Here is a 21,722-nt window from a genome sequence, read left to right on the forward strand (position 1 = left end):
GCGGCGATTGCTGCATGGTTTAATTTAATACGGCAGAGAGATTTGAAATGAAAACTTTCTACTTTAATGTTAAAGTACAAGCAAAAGGCCAAGATAAATCATATGATTATTCGGACAGGTAGGAAGGTGGCACATAATGCAAACAGGCATAGTTTATTTGGTTGGCGGCGGTCCGGGCGATGCAAAATTGATAACAGTAAAGGGCAGAGAAGCGATCGAAAAAGCGGATGTTATCGTTTATGACAGGCTGGTAAATCCGAAACTTCTGGAGTATGCCCGCCAAGATTGTGAAATTATTTATGGAGGCAAGCTGCCGAAACATCCTGTAATGAAGCAGGAGCAATTGAATGACCTACTTGTGGCCAAAGCTTGTGAGGGAAAGGTTGTTGTCCGGTTGAAAGGTGGAGATCCCGGGGTGTTTGGGCGTGTCGGTGAGGAAGCGGAAAAATTGCAAACAGCTGGTATTGACTATGAAATTGTTCCGGGTATCACTTCTGGTATTGCAGCTCCTGCTTATGCTGGCATTCCTGTAACCCATAGGGAATTCGGCAATTCATTTGCGATGGTGTCCGCTCATGGCAACAATGGGCGCGATCAACCGGCTGTGGATTGGGAGAGTTTGAAAGGGATAGATACGATTGCTTTTTACATGGGGATAGCCAATTTGCCCCATATTTGCAAGAATTTAATCGATCAGGGAAAATCCCCTGATACACCGGTTATCTTAATTCAATGGGGAACCTATACCCGGCAGAAAAGTCTGCAAGGTACGTTGTCAACAATTGCAGAAAGAGCAGCCGCCGAAGAGTTTAAAAATCCAGCAATTATTTTGGTAGGGGACATAGTTGATTTACGGAGCAAAATCAACTGGTTTGAGAGGAAACCTTTGTTTGGAAGGCAAATCCTGTTGGCCAGGACCGCCAATGGAGAAAGCAAGTTGGCAGAAAAGCTGATCGAGCACGGGGCTGAGGTGATTTCCTATCCAAAGTGGAAAAGTACACCGGCTTCTATCGATTCCGATCTGCTACATAAGCTTTCCTCTTATGACTCGGTTTTCTTTTCCTCTCCGGAAAGCACCGCCTGCTTCTTTCGAGTTTTGGTTCAAAGCGAACTTGATATTCGCAGCATCCAGGCAAATATACACGTCCAGTCTGAAAAATCTCTAAAACTTCTTGAGGATAAAGGAATCAAAGCGACAATTTCCAGCTTAGAGGAGTTACCAGTTAGAGGACTACTTGTTGTAAAAGAAGTAGTCAAAGGTGAGAAAAGCATTTCCGAAGATTACGATGTGTTTATTACAAACTACAAGCAAATGGATGAAGATTATTCGTCCATCTTTTTACAGACTTTGGATACTACCATTTTTGATACCGTACTTTTTCCAAGCAGCGCTTCTGTCGATACATTAATCAAGGGACTGGAAAATTCTACAGTGAATCCAGAAAAGTTCCTGGAGGACAAATGGACTTCCTGTTTAGGTGAAAAGACGAGAAAGACTTTGGAATCAAAAGGTTTCCAAGTCGATCTTATGCCGGAAAAACCGACAATTGCTTCATATATTAATGAACTTCAAAAGTTGAGCACCAAGTAGTGAAATTATTTGGAGTGTTTAGGACCTTCTGTTAGGGAAGGTTCTTTTTTTAGGAATTTTTCTCCAACAGACCATGTCGAAATATGTCCATGATATAATAAAAAAGAAAGATTCTGCTGGTATGATGGGGGGAGTAATCCATGACTGAGGACTTATTTGATCAATTACTATGTGAAACCGAAGAAGAAAAGTCCATTCTGGAAAGAAATTATCAGGTAAAAAAAGATATCTATACCGATAAAGCAGACTTCATTATTGAAAGCGAAAAGTTTCTAGACAAAGAGAAACTGATTAATATAAGAAAGCATACGAGATTCGTAGACTTTCCAAAGCATAAACATGATTACATTGAAATCAATTATGTGTACAACGGATTTCTTTCGCAAAAGGTTGGAAGCGATAACATCACTCTGAAACAAGGGGAGTTGTTGCTGCTGAATCAGTACATTGAGCATGAAATAGAAGCCTGTCAACAAGAGGACATTGTTATTAACTTCATTATCCAGCCACAATTTTTTGATTATATTTTTTCGTATTTGACTGCTGATAACATGGACAAAAACATCGGTGATTTTTTGATAAGCAGCTTGTTCAACCATTCGCAGAGTGGGCAATACTTGTATTTTGCGGTTGCGGATGTCAAGTCGATCCAGGAACTTATCCATAAAATCATCCGTGAAATCATGGCGCCTTCCTTGTTATCAGAGTCTACGATCAAGCTGTATATGGGTCTGCTGATGATTGAGTTGATCAAGCATTCGGATAAAATAGCCAAGCGGAATGATAACCTGATCGATCATCAATTGATTGTGGAGTCGTTGAATTATATTGAGGAAAACTTCAAGGATGCCTCTTTATATGAACTGGCTGAAAGGTTGAACCAGCCTCATTACAGGCTCAGTAAGAACATCAAAAAAGTGACCAACCAGACGTTCAAAGATTTATTACAGGAAAAGCGCCTGCGGGAAGCTCGGGAATTGTTGAAAAACACGCTGATTCCGATCGGTACGGTTGTAGAACAGGTCGGATATGACAATGTCAGTTATTTTTACCGGATTTTTAAAGATAAATATGGACTGACACCGAAGAAATACAGAGAGCAGTTTACCAAGTAATAGAGTGGAATGCCTTTTCTCGGGGGGATGAAGTTGAGAAATCGAATTTTTGTTTGCGCTTTCTTGTTATTGAGTTTAATAGGTTGTTCACGTTCTGAATATGAAGTGATTTATAATGCAGAAACAGGAGAGGCGGAGAGCCGGCAGCCGGACCAAGCCAATAGCTATACTATCGCCGTGATACCTAAAGTGAGTGGAATCCCTTATTTCAATGCTGCAGAAGAAGGGGCACTGGAAGCTGGAAGTGATTTAGGGGTCAATGTCCTATATAAAGGGCCGTTGATAGCTGATTGGAGGCACCAAAGTGAAATTATCGAAAGTTTCATAGAAAAGGACGTAGACGCCATTGCCGTATCAGCAAATGATCCTGATAAATTGGGTTCTGTGTTAACAGAGGCAATGAATCAAGGTATAAAAGTAATGACATGGGATTCCGATACATCTCCAGTATATCGATCACTATATATAAATATGGTTGATCCCGAGGTACTTGGCAGGCATGTTATGGATACGCTTGCATCAAGGCTGGAGGAAAAAGGGGAATTTGCTATATTGACAGATTCAAAGCAAGCTGCCAATACAAATGAATGGATTCACTGGATGAAAGTGCAACATGCCGAGTATTATCCAGCCATGGAATTAGTCGATATTAGGGAAACAGATGACAGTCCGACTAAAGCGTATGATGCTGCCACCGAATTATTAAATGAAAGGGAAGATCTCGATGGAATCATCGGTGCGTCATCTGTGGGACCGCCGGCTGCTGTACAAGCTGTTCTGGATGCTGATAAGCAGGATGACATCGAGGTGGTGGGACTATCTACCCCCAATCTTATGCGTGCTTTTATTCAAGATGGCCAGACCGAAATTGTCACACTTTGGAGCCCTAAGCGGCTCGGGTACTTGACTGTAAGTATTGCGAAGAGTGTGCTGGAAGGTAATCAACCGGCTGATAATCAGTATTTTCCCAATATCGGTGTGATTCGTGTGGAAGGAGATACAGTCATTATGGGAAGGCCGATCGATTTTACTAGGGAGAATATCGATGAGTATGATTTCTGATAAACGCGGTTGGATGAAATTCAAGAATCTGCGGTTAAGAACGAAACTGGTTATTACTTATATGATGCTGACAGTTATTCCCATGGCGTTGATTGGATTGTTTATCTATTATCAAAATACTAAATCGATCCAGGAAGAGGTCGGCGAATATATCCCCCGGCTTCTTAATCAGGCAAATCAAAATATAGAAAGCGAAATCAACGACCTCGAGAGTCTTCCGAACTTGATATACAACGCAAGTGACGTAATCGGTGTATTAAGATCCAATCCATATAAAGAGCAATCCGAACTTTTGGAGGACCGGTTTACGGTTGAGAACTTTTTATCTAATACTTATTTAGGTCAACATGATACATCGATCTTGGGAGCTTTCCTGCTTTCGAAGAACAGGGCATATGTCAGCGCAAAGGTCCCTTATGAAGGCTTCGAGTTGAACAACCAGACCCTTCCATACGGAGAGGCGCATGAATTCGGCGACAGTATGGAAGTGTTTTTGCCTGATCAGATAGACTTACAGTTTGAAGGAAATCCACCTTATCTGCTACTCGTCAAAGAGCTTCAGGACCTTGATAACAGGGACAGTTTAGGGACGTTGATTTTAGCCGTAAGGGTGACCTTTATCGAAAATATTCTCAAGACCCTGGATGAGCAAGAGAATGCATCCATGTGGGTCATGGATGAAAGCGGCCAAATCATCTATCACACTACCCATGAGAAGATTGGCACCAGCTTTGAAGAAATTCAGGAATACCCTATTTTAAATGGCAGCTTCAGGACAGTTGTAAATGGGGAAGAGACTCTGATCAGCACCAATCAGTCCGAGCAGCATGGCTGGGTTACTGTCCATAGCATTCCACTAAAGTTTTTAACGGAAAGGACAGATGTAGTAAAGAATTGGACACTTGCTATCTTTGTCATACTTGTTTTCATGACTACATTGATATCCATTTACCTGGCAGGATCTGTAACCAAACCAATCAATTTGTTAAGCAGGTTGATGAAAAAGGTGGAGAAAGGAGAATTGGAAGTGGATATCCCCATTCAAACCAAGGATGAAGTAGGTGAGCTGGCCGATAGTTTTCAATCGATGATTGATGAAATACGAGAATTGATCAGGAAGAATTATCAAGTCGAGCTCCGGCAGAAAAACGCTGAGTTATACGCATTGCAATCTCAAATAAACCCTCATTTTATGTACAATACGCTGGAGACGATCGGAGCAGCAATCGAGGAAGAGGATAAAGAAGTAGTCGTAGATATGATCGCTATTCTTGGCAGAATGCTTCGTTTTTCCTTAAGTAATAAAGATAAATTGGTGATGATTTCAGAAGAAGTTCGTCACGTCCAAAACTTCCTGACCCTGCAACAGTTCCGGTTTGAAGACAGAATTAGCTTCGAGATCACCAATGAAGTCGAACATCAGTCTCTGTTTACGCCTAAATTCATTTTGCAGCCTGTGGTAGAAAATGCAGTCAAGTATGGAATGGAGCGACGGCAGGCCCTTTCCGTTTCGGTGGATGTCACCAGACAAATAATCGAATCAGGTGAACAGCAGGTAATATTTACCGTCAGGGATAATGGTCCCGGAATGAAACAAGAAGAGTTAAACAAAGTTAAAAAGAAACTACAAGCAGATCCTATGATGAAGCGTGACTCCGGGTTTGGGCTGATAAATGTTCATTCCAGATTGGAGATGATGTTTGGAAGCGGTTATGGCCTCAGCATTTTCAGTAAAGAAGGAGAAGGCACAGAAGTGACTATCCGAATTCCGGAGATAAATAAAGACCAAGCGAGAAAACTTACTTTTTTGGAGGAGCGTGGAGATAAGCATGACAAGGATTAAAACGATTATCGTCGATGATGAAAATCGGATTCGGAGGGCAATCGAACGACAGGTCCGGGCATGCGGAGAAGAGTGGGAGATAATTGGTTCTTTTTCAGATGGCAAAGAAGCACTGCGAGCAATTACTGAAGAGGACATGCCGTTTGACCTTCTGGTTACAGATGTACGAATGCCTGAAATGGACGGACTGACCCTGATCAGTCAACTAAAGAAATCACACGATTTTTCTTCGATTATCATCAGCGGATATGACGATTTCTCCTATTTGCAGACGGCGATGCGTGCAGGTTCTCTTAATTATATTTTAAAACCGGTCGACAGAGTTCAGTTTCGGGGACAACTGGAAGAGGTAAAGGAGAAAATTTTATCGAAAAAGGCAGAGAAGAAACAACTCAAGGATAAATCTGAACAGTTGATTTATACCAGGCAGATCCAACTGTTGAGTGAAGCGACTTGGAGCATGGAAGTCGATGTACCCGCAATAGACTGGGATGCTCATTTCCCGGACGGCTACTATTCATTGATTTGTATAGGGATAGATCAATTTTTGACGATGACAAACGATTTCCCGACAGAGGAATGGGGACACTGGCAACGTAAGATGGAAACCTACAGCAGACAGTTGTATGAAGGTATGCTGGTGGATAATTATGAGAAGATCTGGTGGTGGAGAACCGGAAAATTAAACTTCTGGCTGCTTTTATATAAGCAGAACAATGACTATATCACCACAGGTAATGGTCTGGAGGTGTTTGCTTCCGCATTAAAAGATACGATTCAGCGTAAAACACCGTTCACAGCGTCACTGGCAGTTGGTCCCGAATTCGATAAGGTGGAGCGAATACCAGAAATAAGAGATCGATTGATGTCCGTTTTACAACATCGTATTATCCAAGGCGGCAATCACGTATTTTACGCTGACAAGGAAAATAACTACCCTGTTTCTCAAACTAAAAGTATCCATCCCAGAATTTATAAATATGTCCAGAAGATTCTTTCCACTATGGAAACAGAGAGTGATGAGAAAACGAAACAGGTTTTGAATGAGCTCTTTCATGAACTCGAAATAGCTGATTCTCCGGCATTGATAGAAGAGATGGTCAGTTTCTTATATATCCGGATCATTGACCGCTGGATGGAGTTCGAAGGATTTACGGAAGGACCTAAACTTCTAACTGAAGCGCTTCAGCTTACCAGACATGCAGGCAACTTTTCACAGCTCAAAGATGGGATAAAACTTTGGGTTTTAAAAGTGAAGAAGGGGATCGCCAATTTCAAGCAGCTTGATTCAGACCCTGTTCAGCGTGCCAAACAATGGATCAACAACCACCTGGGCGACAATATTACGATCAAAAAAATCGCTGATCATGTGTACATGAGTCCGACCTACTTCAGTAACTTTTTTAAAGCACAGACAGGAGAAACGGTGCTGGATTATGTAACAAAATGCAGGCTGAGAAAAGCGAGAGAGCTTCTTGTATCAACAGATCACAAAGTATATGATATTGCGAGTCAGTTGGGCTATCAAGACACAAAGTATTTCAGTCGCTTGTTTAAACAATGGCAGGGACAGTCTCCCTCTCAGTACAGGGAAAGCCACCAGCATATATAACGAATGGCGGTGCTGGATAGGCACCGCTATTTTTGTAATCCCTTTCATTCCCTTAATAATATCCCCCCTATCTTATGTTTGTCTCCTACTAACCTTTTTCCGAATGTCTTAACATTATCAATATAGAGCAAGTCGCTAAACCGCTTTTCTTATTATTAAGAAAGCGTTATCTAACTGTGAAAACAAGCCTGATAAGGAGGGACTTGAGTGATAAGGAAAGCGTTTGTCATGTCTGTATATCCAGATAAACACAAAGAGTATGAAAAAAGACACAAGGAAATATGGCCGGAAATGGTGGAGACGTTGCACCAGTACGGGGCAAGTAATTATTCAATCTTCTTAGATAAGGAATCAAGTAAATTATTTGGATATGTAGAGATTGAAGATGAAGAAACTTGGGAGAAAGTCGCAGCCACAGAAGTTAACCAGAAGTGGTGGGAATATATGCGTCCTGTAATGGAAACGCATTCAGACAACAGTCCAGTTACAAAAACTTTAACAGAAGTTTTTCATATGGATTAGAAACCAAAACCAATGTAGAAGAAAGGATGAGGGGAATGGGTAAAAGAAGATTTGCCGCCAAAAACGTAACCGGTTGGAAGGCAACTGTCGCGGTAGCAATGGCCAATTATATCGAAGCCGGATCGATTATCGCAGCTGCAAGCAGTCTGACTCTTTGGCAGGCATACTTGAACATTGACAGCATGGGTGTGGGTTTATTGAGTGCGTTAAGTGCTAATGCATTAGGTGCAGCAATCGGTGCCTTAATTGGCGGTCCGTTAACGGATAAGTTTGGAAGGAAATTTATCTTCAGCTATGATTTGTTGGTTTATATGATTGGTGTTGCCTTAATTGCCACATCTGTCAACTTTCCGATGCTTTTGATTGGTACAATCATTACAGGTCTTGCCGTCGGGGCCGGCGTACCTGTATCCTGGACATACATTGCAGAAGAATCTCCAAAACACAAACGTGCGGCCCATGTGGGAACAGCGCAACTAGCCTGGTCTATCGGTCCAGCAATCACCTTCATGCTCGCTGTTCTTGTTGCACCGCTTGGCCTGTTCGGATCTAGGTTGATCTTTTTCCACCTGTTGGTTATTGCTTTTGTTGCATGGTATATCAGAAGAGGGCTTGATGAATCCAAAATTTGGGAAGAACAGCAGCAACAAGATAAGCAGGATGCCGCGGAAGGAAAAATCAAACCCAATATAATAAAAGAATTATTCACGTTAAAAGCAAACCGTCAAGCTTTAATCTTGTTGCTGGGGATATACTTGTTCTGGAACTTGACGGCCGGGGCAATGGGTTATTTTATGCCTTACATATACGAAAATGTAGGTGGACTTAGCACGGCTCAGGCCAACATGCTGCAAGCTTTCTTATGGTTCCTTACCGTTGTGACAACATACTTCCTATTTATGAAACTAGGGGATAAAGTCAGTAGAAGGTCGCTCTTCGGAATCGGTGCAGTAATGGGGGTTGTAGCATGGATCGTCTTGACGTTCATGCCAATGACATGGCCGACATTGATCACCTTTGTAGTTCTTTGGGGGGCAGCAGCAGGTATTGGTGCCCAGGCATTTTATGCATTGTGGACAAGTGAATTGTTCCCGACCCGTTATCGCGCCAGTGCTCAAGGTCTCATGTACTTTATAGTCCGTTCGGGTATAGCTGTTTGGTCTTTCGCCTTGCCGATTGTGATGGATACTCTTGGCTTCACTGTAGCGGGGATAGTCATGATTGCCTTCCTGGTAATCCACCTTGTAATCGGCCTTGCCCTTGCGCCGAATACCCAAGGTAAAACATTGCAGCAAATTGAGTCAGAAAGATATGGCGGTGCCTTGCTGGATAATGAAAAAACAGCCAAGGAGCCAGCGGTACTGAACAAAGGATTTGAAGTGAAATAGAATGAATGCATAAAAGTCACCCAATACGGGTGGCTTTTTTTTTATGAAAAAGTATATATTCCAACTGGTCTTACATCCACCATCCACTTTTACAGTTGAGTGGAACTGCGACATAGTGAAAATTCACCTTAGAGAGACTTTCTCTAATCCTTTACAGGTTGAGTGCTAACCCGGCGCTACGGTAAAATACTCGCTTTCCGCGGGGAACGCTTCAGCCTCCTCGCTGGAAAACCATCAGCTGTGGGGTCTTCAGACTGTTCCTTTCCCGCAGGAGTCTCGCATTTTACCGCAGCTTGTATCGGCATTCTGTAATAGTAAGAGGAGATAACAGTTGAGAAGTTATAGAGATTTTTCTACCCCACATAACTTAGGATTAGTTATCACTTGATCAGATATCTATCCAAAGCGGAGGAGAAATGCGACACTCCTTGAAAATAAAGTTCGATTTTCTGCGTGCGGTGTAAATGCATGGATGTCATTTCAAAGTCCTGGGGGAAGAGCAGCTTCCGAAGACCTCGCAGTGGGCGCTTTTTGCTCAAGAGGAGGCTGAGGTGCTGCCCTCGGAAAGGGAGTATTTTTCCGCAGCGACGGCTCACCACTCAATCTGAAAAGGATGATAGGAAGCCACACTAAGTAATGTCGCAGTTTATGGATTTTGCGTAAAAGCTGAATTTACTTACAGAAATAGTGTGCGAACCCGGATTTGAGCAATGCATCTAAAGTGGGTCGGCGTAATTTGTTTTCGGTGGGACGAGGGTTTGGGTTCAAAGGGGCGTTGCGCCTGCGTCTTCTAGTGAAGCTTCGAAGTCGTGTTCCTCGGCGTAAGGCAGCAAGGAAGTAAATTCGCAGTAGTGGCCTTGCAAATAAGGACAATAAAAAGGTGAATGGCGTTATTTATCTCGTTGTTATTTTCCTTTATTATATAATTATTAAAACGCTTTCAGTGAAGGGGTGGGGTTATTGGGCACATGCAGTTTGGCTGTAGATATTGGCGCTTCCAGCGGAAGGTTGATTGCAGGATATTTGCAGGATGGCTTATTAAAGCTGGAGGAGGTACACCGTTTTGAGAACAAAATGGTCAAGAAAGACGGTCACTTTTGTTGGGATATCGATGCCTTGTTTCAAGAAATAAAAATGGGTATCCATAAGTGCGGGGAAAAAGGGCTGGATCCGGAAAGCATCGGAATCGATACTTGGGCTGTAGACTTTGTATTACTAGATGAAAATGACCAACTCCTCACAAATGCTGTTGCATACCGGGACCCAAGAACCGATGGAATGATGGAAGAGGTATTTAACATTATCAGTAAAGAACGCCTCTATCTGGAAACCGGTATCCAGTTCCAGAAATTCAATACAATCTATCAACTATACTCTATTAAAAAGAATAATCCGGAATTACTGGAAAAAGCAAAATCTTTCCTCATGCTGCCGGATTATTTCAATTATTTGCTGACTGGTGAAAAAGTAAATGAATATACGAATGCTACTTCGACACAATTGGTGAATGCTTTCACCAAAAAATGGGACAAAGACCTCCTCGATCAGCTTGGTATCAATAAAGATATGTTTCTGGAAATAAAACCGCCAAACACAGAGCTGGGCACCCTTAAACAAGATTTGGCAGAGGAATTCGGATTTGATATGAAGGTGTTGCTTCCTGCAACACATGATACCGGTTCTGCTGTAGCAGCCGTGCCCGAAGTAGACGACACTATTTATATTAGTTCGGGGACCTGGTCGTTAATCGGTGTTGAAAACAGATTCCCTATCTGTGTGACAAAAGCGCTTGATTATAACTTCACAAATGAAGGGGGAATCGATTATCGGTATCGTTTCCTGAAAAACATTATGGGCCTCTGGATGATTCAGGAAGTGAAGAGGAATTACGATAACCAATACAGTTTTCCCGAACTTGTTGAATTGGCGGACAAAGCTTCAGATTTCAAGTCCAAGGTAAATGTGGATGATGGCAGGTTTTTGAACCCGGAAAATATGATCGAAGCAATCCAACTTTACTGCCAAGAGACTGATCAGCCGATTCCGGAAACTCCGGGAGAAGTCGCAAAGTGTGTTTTCGATAGTTTAGGAGACAGTTATCAAAATGCTATCAACCAAATAGAAGAAATCTATGAAAAACAATTCACGAAAATCAATGTCATTGGCGGCGGCTGCAAAAATGAGATGCTCAATCAGTTGATTGCAGACAAGACCAATAAAAAAGTATTTGCAGGGCCAGTGGAGGCAACAGCAATTGGAAATCTTATTTCTCAATTGATTTCGGTAGGCAAAATTGATGACATTCATAGGGCTAGAAACATTGTAAGTCAATCTTTTGATTTGAAAATATATACCGCTGACAAGGAGGAAAAAGTAAAATGAGTATAAAAGACCGTTATGAAACTGCCAAACAAGATTATGAAAAATGGGGAGTGAATGTGGACGAGGTTTTGGAGCAATTGAAAAACGTCCCTATCTCTATTCATTGCTGGCAAGGAGATGACATCGGCGGATTTGAGGCTGATCAGCAGGAATTATCAGGCGGTATCGACGTAACAGGAGACTATCCAGGAAAAGCGACAACACCTGAACAACTGCGTGGTGATTTAGAAAAGGCCCTTTCCCTTATACCGGGAAAACATCGGGTAAACCTTCATGCTATCTATGGGGAAACAGAAGGAGAAGCAGTTGAGAGAGATCAACTGGAGCCAAAGCATTTTGAAAACTGGGTGAACTGGGCGAAGGAGAATGGGCTGGGTCTTGATTTCAACCCGACCCTTTTCTCTCACCCAAAAGCGGCCGATGGTTTGACATTGGCCCATCCGGACAAAGACATTCGTGATTACTGGATAAGGCATTGCATTGCCAGTCGGAAAATTGCGGAGTATTTCGGCAAAGAACTCGGAACATCAGCTTTGACAAACATTTGGATACCGGATGGTTACAAGGATATTCCTAGTGATCGTTTAACTCCGAGACAACGTCTGAAAGAATCACTCGATGAGATATTTGCTGTAGAAATAGATGAAAAATATAATGTCGATGCTGTAGAAAGCAAACTGTTCGGCATCGGTTCTGAGGCATATGTAGTCGGTTCCCATGAGTTTTACTTAGGATACGCGTTGAAGAATGACAAATTATGCTTGCTTGACACAGGACACTACCATCCAACAGAAGTTGTCTCCAATAAAATTTCGGCAATGCTTTTGTATAGCGATCAACTGGCGCTCCATGTATCGAGGCCTGTACGCTGGGATAGCGATCATGTTGTCATATTCGACGATGAGTTAAAAGAAATCGGTTTGGAAATTGTCCGGAATGGCGCCCTTGATAAAGTTAGAATTGGGTTAGATTTCTTTGATGCAAGTATTAACCGGGTTGCTGCATGGACCATCGGAACACGCAACATGATTAAAGCGTTGTTATATGCGATGCTTCAACCGAACGAACATTTAAAACAGTTGCAGGAAGAGGGGAACTTCACCGACCGCTTGGCATTAATGGAAGAATTTAAGACATACCCATTCGGTGCAATTTGGGATTATTATTGCGAAAAAATGGGAGTGCCTGCGAAAGAAACATGGTTGGAAGAGATCAAACAGTATGAGAAAGACGTTTTATTGAAGAGATAATATATTTGCGGATCAGCAGAAGCTGGTCCGTTTTTTTATTGCAGGCATCGGGAGGACTGCTGCATTCTATTCAAGATGATGCGAAATCTTAATTTTATACTAAAAACAAAAATAAACAAAAATAATAATCTGTGTTTATGTTGTTTTTAATTATTTATGTGGTATAATCAAAACATAAAGATAAACCATTCGGCTTTTTGGAAAAAGTAATTCTACAAATGTGCTTTCCGGAGCCGGGAGAGGGTTGAATAAGATGAAGATACTTCAGGATATGGTAAGAGATCATTCAGTTTTGAATGCTCCGTTTGTTCAGGAAATGATGGATGCAACGTATGATATGTGGCGGTTTGGATGGGATGAACGCAATGGCGGTAATATTAGTTTATTATTGGAAGAAGAAGAAGTCCTGGCTTACTTGGATCCCGATCGCGTCATTCGTACTATTGGGCTGGAATTTCCTGTTCAAGAACTTTCGAATAGATACTTTATTGTTACTGGATCCGGAAAGTATTTCAAAAATGTTCGTAAATATCCGGAAGACTGTTTAGGTATTATAAGAGTGAGTGAAGAGGGAAAGAGCGTAGAACTATTATGGGGATTAGCCGGCGACGGAAGGCCGACAAGCGAGCTGGCTTCTCATTTCATGAGCCATATTGCCCGCTTGAATGCCGATAGCAAACATCGGGTCATCATGCACACCCATGCAACAAACCTTATTGCGATGACCTTTACTCACGCTCTGGATGAGGTCAGCTTTACCAAAACATTATGGAAAATGTGTACAGAGTGTGTGGTAGTCTTTCCGGAGGGAGTGGCCATCCTGCCGTGGATGGTTCCAGGGACTGATTTGATAGGAAAACAAACAGCAGCTAAAATGGAGGAACATAAGCTGGTCGTTTGGCCACACCATGGCATTTTGGGTGCAGGTTCTTCCATCGATGACGCATTTGGTCTGATTGAGACAGCAGAGAAAGCAGCGCAAATTTATATGCTGGTATGCTCCCACAAAGGCGGGATCCAACAGACCATCACTGATGGGGAGCTGATCGAGTTGGCGAAAGCATTTGATGTAAGACCGCCAGACAGATTTTTTCATTTAAAACAAAAAGCTCTCTCTTAAATGATGGGAGCTTTTTGTTTTATTTAAATTCAAAAACAAACAAAAAATATATTTTATATTCAAAAATAAACAAATATATGTTAAGCTTGAAACAGAAGAATAAGCAAGCAGAATAGAGGAGGAAAAAACTTTGGTACAAAATCGATGGGATGAAAGTAAAGCGAACAATGAAAGCGGTTTAGAGGAGTTGGTGTATCGCTCCAATTTATTGGGATCAGACCGTTCTGTTGCCAACTGGGGTGGCGGGAATACTTCCACAAAATCCATAGAAACAGACTTTAGGGGAAATGAAATAGAAGTTATGTGGGTAAAGGGAAGCGGTTCAGACCTTGCGTCAATGGGCGCGAAAAACTTCACTGGTTTGAAAATGGAGGATATCCGTCCCTTGTTGGAAAAAGACGACATGTCAGATGAGGATATGGTCAGCTATTTAGCTCACTGTATGATCGATGCCAAGCATCCTCGATCTTCAATTGAAACATTACTACATGCGTTTTTACCATTTAAACACGTAGATCATACACATCCTGATGCAATAATAAGCATTGCCTGTGCTGACAATGGAAAATCTGTCGCGGAAGAAATATATGGTGACCGTTTCGTCTGGGTGCCGTATATCCGTCCAGGTTTCAAGTTATCTAAAATGATTGCTGAAGGAGTTCAAAACAATCCTAACGCTGAATTGGTAATCATGGAAAAACACGGGTTGGTGACATGGGGTGAAACTTCAAAAGAAAGCTATGACAAAACAATCTCTGTCATCCAGGAAGCGGAAGACTACATCGAAGCAAAAGCAAATGCACAAACACTGTTCGGTGGACAGAAATACGAGTCTTTGACAGCTGAAGAAAGAAAAGAAATCTTTGCGAAAGTACTTCCCGTTGTTCGCGGCCAAGTAAGCGGAAATAAAAAGATGCTGGTTACATACGACGATAGTGAGGATGTTTTGAACTTTGTAAACAGTGAAAACGCAAGAGACTTGTCACAAGTCGGCGCCGCATGTCCGGATCATCTTGTGCATACCAAACGTGCGCCTTTGTTCATTGAATGGGATCCGAACAGCAAGGATGTTGACGGTTTGATAGAAAGTGTGAAAGCCGGTATTGCGTCTTTCCAGGAAGAATATGAAGCATATTTTGAAAGAAATAAATCTGAAGGCGACCAAATGGTAGAGACAGCCCCTCGTGTTGTATTGATTCCAGGGCTCGGTATGATCAATACCGGAAAGAACTGGACCGCAGCCAATGTCAGCGAGTCCCTTTATCATCGTGCGGTTTCTGTGATGAGAGGATCTACTATTCTTGGAAATTTCGTATCTCTTAATGAAGAAGAGTCATTTGCGATTGAATACTGGCCGCTTGAGCTTTATAAACTCAGCCTTGCACCGCCAGAAGCGGAATTTTCCCGTCAAGTGGCATTTGTAACTGGCGGAGCCGGAGGAATCGGGAGCGCCACTTGTTACCGACTTGTCTCTCAAGGTGCACATGTCGTAGTAGCGGACATCAATCTGGAGGGAGCAGAAGAACTTGCAGGACAGATCAATGATCGTTTCGGTTCAAATCGTGCCACAGCAGTGAAAATGGACGTTACCAAGGAAGAAGAAGTATCTGCTGCAATTCAAGATTCTGTCTTAACGTATGGTGGACTGGACATCATCGTCAATAACGCTGGATTGGCCAGTTCAAGCCCTTTTGAAGAAACAACGATGGATAAGTGGAATCTTAACATGAATGTCCTGGTTACCGGCTATTTCCTCGTTGCCAGAGAAGCGTTCAAGCTGATGAAAGACCAGGCAATCGGCGGAAACATGGTATTCGTGGGCTCGAAAAATTCCATTTATGCAGGTAAAAATGCTGCAGCCTACAGCACGGCCAAAGCTGCAGAAGTCCATCTTGCACGCACTGTGGCTGCAGATGGCGGCCAGTATGGCATCCGGGTTAATTCCGTCCTGCCTGATGCGGTTATCCGTGGTTCGAAAATCTGGGATTCTGAATGGAAAGAAGAAAGAGCATCTTCCTATGGAATCGGAACAGACGACTTAGAAGAACACTACCGCAAACGTACTATATTGAATGTGAATATTCTGCCGGAGGACATTGCGGAATCGATTGCTTTCCTTGCGTCTTCCAAATCGGCTAAGACAACTGGATGCATGGTGACAGTAGACGGCGGTGTCGCTGCTGCCTTCACAAGGTAATAAAGGTTGGTTAACTCGTTGGGCTGTCCCCGGCGAGTTAACTTCATTTTACAATCCATGCGGGAGGGGAAACATCACTCCTGTTGCGAAATGGTAAATTCCTGACTAAAATGAGGATTAAATCAAGGATTAAATCAAGGATTAAATCAAGGATTAAATCAACCGTCTTAATAGAGAGGGCAATGAAGGTAGGGAAAGTGTGTGCTTGTTGCAGAGAGACAACAAAAAATAGTAGAGCTTGTAAATGAACGAAAAAGTATCAGGGTATCGGAGCTCAGCCGTATTTTTTCGGTCACAGAGGAAACCATCCGAAGAGACTTGGAGAAACTGGAGGCAGAGCAGAAGCTGTCAAGAAGCCATGGAGGCGCCGTAAGTTTAACTCCGGACGAGTCGAACGAACTTTCTTTTTCTGAAAGGGAGATAACGAATGTCAAAGAGAAGAAAGAGATTGCACTCGAGGCGGTAAAACATGTCATCGAAGGAGATAAAATCATGCTGGATGCCAGCACGACTGCATGGTATATGGCTAAGGCTCTGCCGGATATTCCAATTACCGTGCTTACAAATTCTATTAAAGTGGCCATGGAACTCAGCAGCAGAAAAGAAGTGACAGTCATTTCCACCGGAGGCACATTACTCTCCAAATCGTTATCATACGTCGGCCCCCTAGCTGAATCATCTTTGGAAACTTACCATGTCAATAAAGCATTTATCTCCTGTAAAGGACTTCATCTCGAAAAAGGCATCAGTGAGTCGGATGAACAGCAAGCCCGAATCAAGAAAAAGATGATGGATAATGCGGATTCTGTTTTCATTATGATTGATCACAGCAAATTTGGTGTGCGGGCATTTTCATGGCTCGATGGCTTGGAAGCGATTGACCACATTATTACAGATGGTAAGGTTGATCCTGCAATCGTCCAACAGTTAGCTGACAGGTCTTTAAAAACGATTAAAGTATAAAAAGAATGGAAAGCGGCCGCCTGCCCGTATTGGTAATGGCGGCTGTGTAACCAGGTGAAGGTAGTTGGAAGAGCAAATCTGATAAGACTTTTTGAATGCGTTAACATGAAGAGCGGGAGGGGAGAAAATGAAAGTATCCTTATTTATCACATGTCTCGGGGATGTGTTTTATGTAAATGCGGGGAAAGCGGCAGTAGAACTGCTGGAACGTTTCGGGTGCGAGGTTGATTTTCCGGAAACACAAACCTGCTGCGGCCAGCCTGCTTACAATAGTGGCTATCATGACAAGACAAAAGCAGCTGCGAAAAATATGATCAAAACCTTCGCCCATTCCGAATATGTCGTAAGTCCATCCGGTTCCTGCGCCTATATGTTCCATGAATATGAATCTTTATTGAAGGATGAACCGGAATGGCAGGAGAAAGCAAGGGAACTAAAAGAAAAAACATACGAATTGACTCAATTCATCACAGATGTATTGAAAATAGAAGATACAGGTTCTGAGTTTCACGCGAAAGCGACCTACCACACATCCTGCCACATGACACGGCTGTTAGGTGTGACAGAGGCCCCTTTGAAACTATTAAGCAAGGTAGATGGCCTCGAGATGATAGATTTGCCTAATAGACATGACTGCTGCGGTTTCGGAGGGACATTTTCCGTGAAGATGCCTGCCATTTCAGAGCAGATGGTCGATGAAAAAGTGGAGCATGTTGAAGAAACCGATGCAGAAGTGCTTATCGGTGCTGATGGTGGGTGTCTCATGAATATTGGAGGCAGGCTAAACCGCCAGAAGAAGCCGATAAAAGTGATGCACATAGCGGAAATCTTAAACAGCAGGGGTGAGCGCTGATGCCGATGCATATCGGGGATAAGAAATTTACAAACCGGGTGGAAAAAGGTCTTGGAGACGGCTTTATGAGAGGTGCGGTCAGATCTGCGCAAGGAAGACTGCAGACAAACCGTTCTGTCGCTGCCGAAGAGCTGGGAGACTGGGAAGACTGGCGCAGCCTTGGACAGGAAATACGAAACCACACCGTGGAAAATCTTGATTACTACTTGCAGCAATTGAGCGATAAAGTTGCAGAAAGAGGCGGGCATGTCTACTTTGCCGAAACGGCAGAAGATGCGAACAACTATGTCAGCGAAGTAATCGAAAAGAAGCAGGCCCGGAAAATAGCAAAGTCCAAATCCATGGTTACCGAAGAAATTGCCCTGAACGATATTTTGGAGGAAAAAGGTTGTGAAGTGGTAGAAACAGATTTGGGCGAATACATTTTGCAAATTGATGATCATGATCCGCCTTCCCACATCGTGGCTCCGGCATTGCACAAAAATAAAGAGCAGATCAGGGATGTGTTCAAAGAAAAGTTAGGCTACACCAATACCGAGAAACCGGAAGAATTGACACTGTTTGCCAGAGAGCAATTACGGAAAGAGTTTTTGGCAGCTGATGTCGGGATCACCGGCTGCAACTTCGCAATAGCTGAATCGGGTTCGTTCGCACTGGTTACCAACGAAGGGAATGCACGCATGGTTTCGACCTTGCCAAAAACGCAAATAACCGTCATGGGCATGGAGCGGATTGTCCCGACATGGGAGGAGCTGGATGTTCTTGTAAGCCTGTTGACGAGAGCGGCTGTCGGACAGAAGCTGACCAGTTATGTCACGGCTCTGACTGGACCGAAAGATATAGAAGAAGCAGATGGTCCGGAAGAATTTCATTTAGTTATCGTGGACAATGGCCGTTCCAAAATCCTAGGCACTGAATTTCAAGAAGCACTCCACTGCATTCGATGTGCGGCTTGTATCAATGTATGTCCTGTCTACCGCCATGTCGGAGGTCATGCTTATGGTTCCATTTATCCGGGACCGATCGGTGCAGTGCTGACCCCGCTGCTTGGAGGGTATGATGATTATAAAGAACTCCCTTATGCTTCGTCCTTATGCGGAGCATGCACGGACGTTTGCCCTGTCAAAATACCGCTCCATGAGCATTTGATCGAACACCGGCGACATATCGTCCAGGAAGAGAAGAAGGCAGATCTTGCGGAAAGGCTTGCTATGCAGGGATTTAATAAATTGGCAGGATCATCTGCCCTTTTTAATATGGCGACTAAAATGGCGCCGGTTCTCGTTACTCCATTTGTAAAAGACGGAGCGATTCCGAAAGGGCCGGGTCCTTTGAAACCATGGACGGATATTCGTGATCTGCCTGTCCCGCAAAAAGAACGGTTCAGAGATTGGTTCAGGAAAAGGGAGAAAGGGGACCAGAGACATGGCGAAAGGAAACATTAAAAACAGGGAAGCATTTTTGAACAATATAGCCGACAATCTTGGTCGTGAACGGAAAGTCGCTGATGTCGTACGGCCTAGATGGAATCAGCAAGTGCAATGGAAGGTGCTTGCTGATCATACGGAAGACCAGCTCGTGGATGTACTGGAAAGACAATGTACGTTGATTCATACGGATTTGGTCCGCACCAACCAGACTGATTTGAGTGATACCTTATTAAAAGTCATTCAAGACTTTAATGGTAAATCAGTAATTACATGGGATGATCCTCGTTTTGAAAGTTTTGGGCTAAATAGCCCTTTTGAAAATTGGAAGGACGCACATCATATTGACGTCCACAAATGGGACGCCGCTAATGGTTCAGAGAGTATTCATTTGGCGGAACAGGCAGATGTAGGAATAACTTTCAGCGATGTCACGCTGGCTGAGTCTGGAACGGTCGTCCTTTTCAGTGACAAAGGGAAGGGAAGATCTGTGAGTTTGCTTCCTGCAACATACATTGCTATCATACCGAAAAGCACCATGGTGCCGCGTATGTCCCAGGCTACTCGAGAAATACATCAAAGAATCGAAAGTGGGGAACAAGTGGCCTCTTGTGTGAATTTTATAACTGGTCCAAGTAATAGTGCCGATATTGAGATGAATTTGGTGGTAGGGGTCCACGGCCCGATCAAAGCAACCTATATCGTTGTCGAAGACAGGTAGTTTTCCCATGGGGTAACGCACTTTTGGAATAACCGAAGGGGAGAATGTTAGTTTACTGGATTAATAAAAAATTGGTTGATATAATACAAGGATGAAAGCGGTTAATAATCACAAAATGCCGCTTTCTGAGTTCCTACATAACGGAAAGAATGATAGTCTGCAGAAGTAATTCTTACAAGAAATGGGGTCGCAAACATGGAGATAACCCGGAAGGAATTTGGGGAATTAAATGGCGAAGTTGTTCATGAATACATTTTAAGGAATGAGAATGGGTTTGAAATAGCTTGTTTAGATTATGGATGTATCATAAGTAGAATCATGGCCGGTGATACGGATGGAAACCGGGAGAACGTCGTCTTAGGTTTCGATAACTTGGATGACTATCTGAAATACTCCCCTTTCTTTGGCGCAATAATCGGAAGAGTCGCAGGGCGAATTAAAGAAGGAAAGTTTGAACTTAACGGTGTAAGTTATCAATTGCCCCAAAATGAGGGGAGAAACCATCTACATGGCGGTAAAGGTTTTGACACAGTCATTTGGAGTGCTGAAGAGATCGATAGAAGCGGTAACGGAGAAATAGGTTTGTCTTTTTCCTACCGGAGTCCTAACGGTGACCAAGGCTACCCTGGAAATCTTGATGTTACAGTTGAATATCTATTGAACAATGAAAACGAACTGACTATTTCCTATTCGGCCAGTTCTGATCAGGATACCATTGTCAATCTTACCAACCATACTTATTTTAACTTAACCGGAAATTTGAAAGACGATATACTCAATCATCAGTTACAGATGAAAAGTGACCGGTTCCTCGAATTAGATAGAGAGTCACTGCCGACAGGGGAAATGTTGGATGTAGAAGGTACTCCGTTCGACTTCCGGGAAGGAAGAAAAATCGAAGACGGCACAACATCATCACACCCTCAAAATATCCAGGTTGGGAATGGTTATGACCATCCCTTCCTGCTGAAAGAAAACCATAACAGGGAAATTGTCTTAACAGATCCCGAAAGCGCAAGAGAATTGGCAATCGAAACAGATGCACCATCAGTTGTCGTATATTCGGGCAACCAGTTAACCGGAGAGTTTCAGATTGGCGGAATAACAGCGAAAAAGCATTTAGGTATATGTCTGGAAACACAAGGACTACCTGATGCAGTCCACCACGATGATTTCCCATCGATTGTGCTGAAACAAGGAGAGCAATACCAAACAAAAACCAGGTACAAATTCAGTGTGAATAAGTAACTTAAGGCTTAAAAGAGGAGGGGTTCGTTTGATTGGATTCGAAAGTCTTCATCATGTCAGCCTGGCGGTAACAGATATTGATAGAGCTAAGGATTTTTATGGAAATATTCTCGGGTTAAAAGAAATAGACCGACCAGGTTTCGACTTTCCTGGTGCCTGGTATCAAATTGGAAGCCAGCAGCTACATTTAATCTCCTACCCTGGTTCTGAAACAATCAGGGAAAAGGGTGAAATGGAAACGAAAGACGGTCACTTTGCGATTCGTGTCAAAGATTATCATCAGACACTGAACTTTCTCAAAAAGCAGAATGTGGATGTGTTGGAGAAACCTGACAGCATAAGTGGATTCGCCCAAATATTCTGTATGGATCCAGACCATAATCTGATTGAATTCAACGTCGACCAGAGTTCGCTAGGAAATGGGTAAT

At 42.9% G+C, this 21,722-nt stretch carries 17 protein-coding genes; all 17 read left to right on the forward strand.

Annotation, left to right across the window (positions count from 1 at the left end):
• The first annotated feature begins 136 nt into the window (after positions 1-136).
• A complete protein-coding gene (gene cobA, locus CZ434_RS19055; RefSeq protein ID WP_077624570.1) occupies positions 137-1,591 on the forward strand; it encodes a uroporphyrinogen-III C-methyltransferase in 1,455 nt (484 codons plus the stop codon).
• A 140-nt stretch (positions 1,592-1,731) separates the two neighbouring features.
• Positions 1,732-2,706, forward strand: a complete 975-nt coding sequence (locus CZ434_RS19060; RefSeq protein ID WP_077624571.1) for an AraC family transcriptional regulator — start codon at positions 1,732-1,734, stop codon at positions 2,704-2,706.
• A gap of 27 nt (positions 2,707-2,733) precedes the next feature.
• On the forward strand, positions 2,734-3,768 hold the full coding sequence (locus CZ434_RS19065; protein WP_077624572.1) for an autoinducer 2 ABC transporter substrate-binding protein: 1,035 nt from the start codon (positions 2,734-2,736) through the stop codon (positions 3,766-3,768).
• Positions 3,752-5,611, forward strand: coding sequence for a cache domain-containing sensor histidine kinase (locus tag CZ434_RS19070; protein WP_077624573.1), 1,860 nt, complete (start codon positions 3,752-3,754; stop codon positions 5,609-5,611). The genes CZ434_RS19065 and CZ434_RS19070 overlap by 17 nt, the downstream gene beginning before the upstream one ends.
• Positions 5,598-7,223 (forward strand): helix-turn-helix domain-containing protein, encoded by a 1,626-nt coding sequence (locus CZ434_RS19075; RefSeq protein ID WP_077624574.1) that lies wholly within the window; start codon positions 5,598-5,600, stop codon positions 7,221-7,223. Before CZ434_RS19070 ends, CZ434_RS19075 begins: the two co-directional genes overlap by 14 nt.
• A 207-nt stretch (positions 7,224-7,430) precedes the next feature.
• On the forward strand, positions 7,431-7,745 hold the full coding sequence (gene rhaM, locus CZ434_RS19080) for an L-rhamnose mutarotase (protein WP_077624575.1): 315 nt from the start codon (positions 7,431-7,433) through the stop codon (positions 7,743-7,745).
• Between the two features lie 35 nt (positions 7,746-7,780).
• Positions 7,781-9,133: an MFS transporter gene (locus CZ434_RS19085; RefSeq protein ID WP_077624576.1), complete on the forward strand. Its 1,353-nt coding sequence runs from the start codon at positions 7,781-7,783 to the stop codon at positions 9,131-9,133.
• Positions 9,134-10,093: 960 nt separating this feature from the next.
• Positions 10,094-11,515: a rhamnulokinase gene (gene rhaB, locus CZ434_RS19090; protein ID WP_077624577.1), complete on the forward strand. Its 1,422-nt coding sequence runs from the start codon at positions 10,094-10,096 to the stop codon at positions 11,513-11,515.
• Positions 11,512-12,765, forward strand: a complete 1,254-nt coding sequence (rhaA, locus tag CZ434_RS19095; protein ID WP_077624578.1) for an L-rhamnose isomerase — start codon at positions 11,512-11,514, stop codon at positions 12,763-12,765. Before rhaB ends, rhaA begins: the two co-directional genes overlap by 4 nt.
• A gap of 253 nt (positions 12,766-13,018) precedes the next feature.
• Entirely contained in the window at positions 13,019-13,885 is an 867-nt protein-coding gene (gene rhaD / locus CZ434_RS19100) for a rhamnulose-1-phosphate aldolase (protein ID WP_218668315.1), read from the forward strand.
• Between the two features lie 130 nt (positions 13,886-14,015).
• Positions 14,016-16,082, forward strand: a complete 2,067-nt coding sequence (locus CZ434_RS19105; protein WP_077624579.1) for a bifunctional aldolase/short-chain dehydrogenase — start codon at positions 14,016-14,018, stop codon at positions 16,080-16,082.
• A 201-nt stretch (positions 16,083-16,283) separates the two neighbouring features.
• Positions 16,284-17,045: a DeoR/GlpR family DNA-binding transcription regulator gene (locus CZ434_RS19110; RefSeq protein WP_077624580.1), complete on the forward strand. Its 762-nt coding sequence runs from the start codon at positions 16,284-16,286 to the stop codon at positions 17,043-17,045.
• 127 nt (positions 17,046-17,172) lie between these two features.
• Positions 17,173-17,898: a (Fe-S)-binding protein gene (locus tag CZ434_RS19115; RefSeq protein WP_077624581.1), complete on the forward strand. Its 726-nt coding sequence runs from the start codon at positions 17,173-17,175 to the stop codon at positions 17,896-17,898.
• Entirely contained in the window at positions 17,898-19,343 is a 1,446-nt protein-coding gene (locus CZ434_RS19120) for a LutB/LldF family L-lactate oxidation iron-sulfur protein (RefSeq protein WP_077624582.1), read from the forward strand. Before CZ434_RS19115 ends, CZ434_RS19120 begins: the two co-directional genes overlap by 1 nt.
• On the forward strand, positions 19,324-20,046 hold the full coding sequence (locus tag CZ434_RS19125) for a LutC/YkgG family protein (protein WP_077624583.1): 723 nt from the start codon (positions 19,324-19,326) through the stop codon (positions 20,044-20,046). The genes CZ434_RS19120 and CZ434_RS19125 overlap by 20 nt, the downstream gene beginning before the upstream one ends.
• 195 nt (positions 20,047-20,241) lie before the next feature.
• A complete protein-coding gene (locus tag CZ434_RS19130; protein WP_077624584.1) occupies positions 20,242-21,294 on the forward strand; it encodes an aldose epimerase family protein in 1,053 nt (350 codons plus the stop codon).
• 28 nt (positions 21,295-21,322) lie between these two features.
• A complete protein-coding gene (locus CZ434_RS19135; RefSeq protein WP_077624585.1) occupies positions 21,323-21,721 on the forward strand; it encodes a VOC family protein in 399 nt (132 codons plus the stop codon).
• Position 21,722 lies beyond the last annotated feature (1 nt).

This window comes from Sediminibacillus massiliensis (assembly GCF_900156915.1).
In the GTDB taxonomy this organism is placed as follows: Bacteria; Bacillota; Bacilli; order Bacillales; family Amphibacillaceae; genus Sediminibacillus_A; species Sediminibacillus_A massiliensis.

Coding starts and splice junctions, on each gene's coding strand:
- CZ434_RS19065 (WP_077624572.1), top strand. CDS start 2,734: ATGAAGTTGAGAAATCGAATTTTTGTTTGCGCTTTCTTGTTATTGAGT.
- CZ434_RS19070 (WP_077624573.1), top strand. CDS start 3,752: ATGAGTATGATTTCTGATAAACGCGGTTGGATGAAATTCAAGAATCTG.
- CZ434_RS19085 (WP_077624576.1), top strand. CDS start 7,781: ATGGGTAAAAGAAGATTTGCCGCCAAAAACGTAACCGGTTGGAAGGCA.
- rhaA (WP_077624578.1), top strand. CDS start 11,512: ATGAGTATAAAAGACCGTTATGAAACTGCCAAACAAGATTATGAAAAA.
- CZ434_RS19075 (WP_077624574.1), top strand. CDS start 5,598: ATGACAAGGATTAAAACGATTATCGTCGATGATGAAAATCGGATTCGG.
- CZ434_RS19125 (WP_077624583.1), top strand. CDS start 19,324: ATGGCGAAAGGAAACATTAAAAACAGGGAAGCATTTTTGAACAATATA.
- cobA (WP_077624570.1), top strand. CDS start 137: ATGCAAACAGGCATAGTTTATTTGGTTGGCGGCGGTCCGGGCGATGCA.
- CZ434_RS19120 (WP_077624582.1), top strand. CDS start 17,898: ATGCCGATGCATATCGGGGATAAGAAATTTACAAACCGGGTGGAAAAA.
- CZ434_RS19130 (WP_077624584.1), top strand. CDS start 20,242: ATGGAGATAACCCGGAAGGAATTTGGGGAATTAAATGGCGAAGTTGTT.
- CZ434_RS19060 (WP_077624571.1), top strand. CDS start 1,732: ATGACTGAGGACTTATTTGATCAATTACTATGTGAAACCGAAGAAGAA.
- CZ434_RS19115 (WP_077624581.1), top strand. CDS start 17,173: ATGAAAGTATCCTTATTTATCACATGTCTCGGGGATGTGTTTTATGTA.
- rhaD (WP_218668315.1), top strand. CDS start 13,019: ATGAAGATACTTCAGGATATGGTAAGAGATCATTCAGTTTTGAATGCT.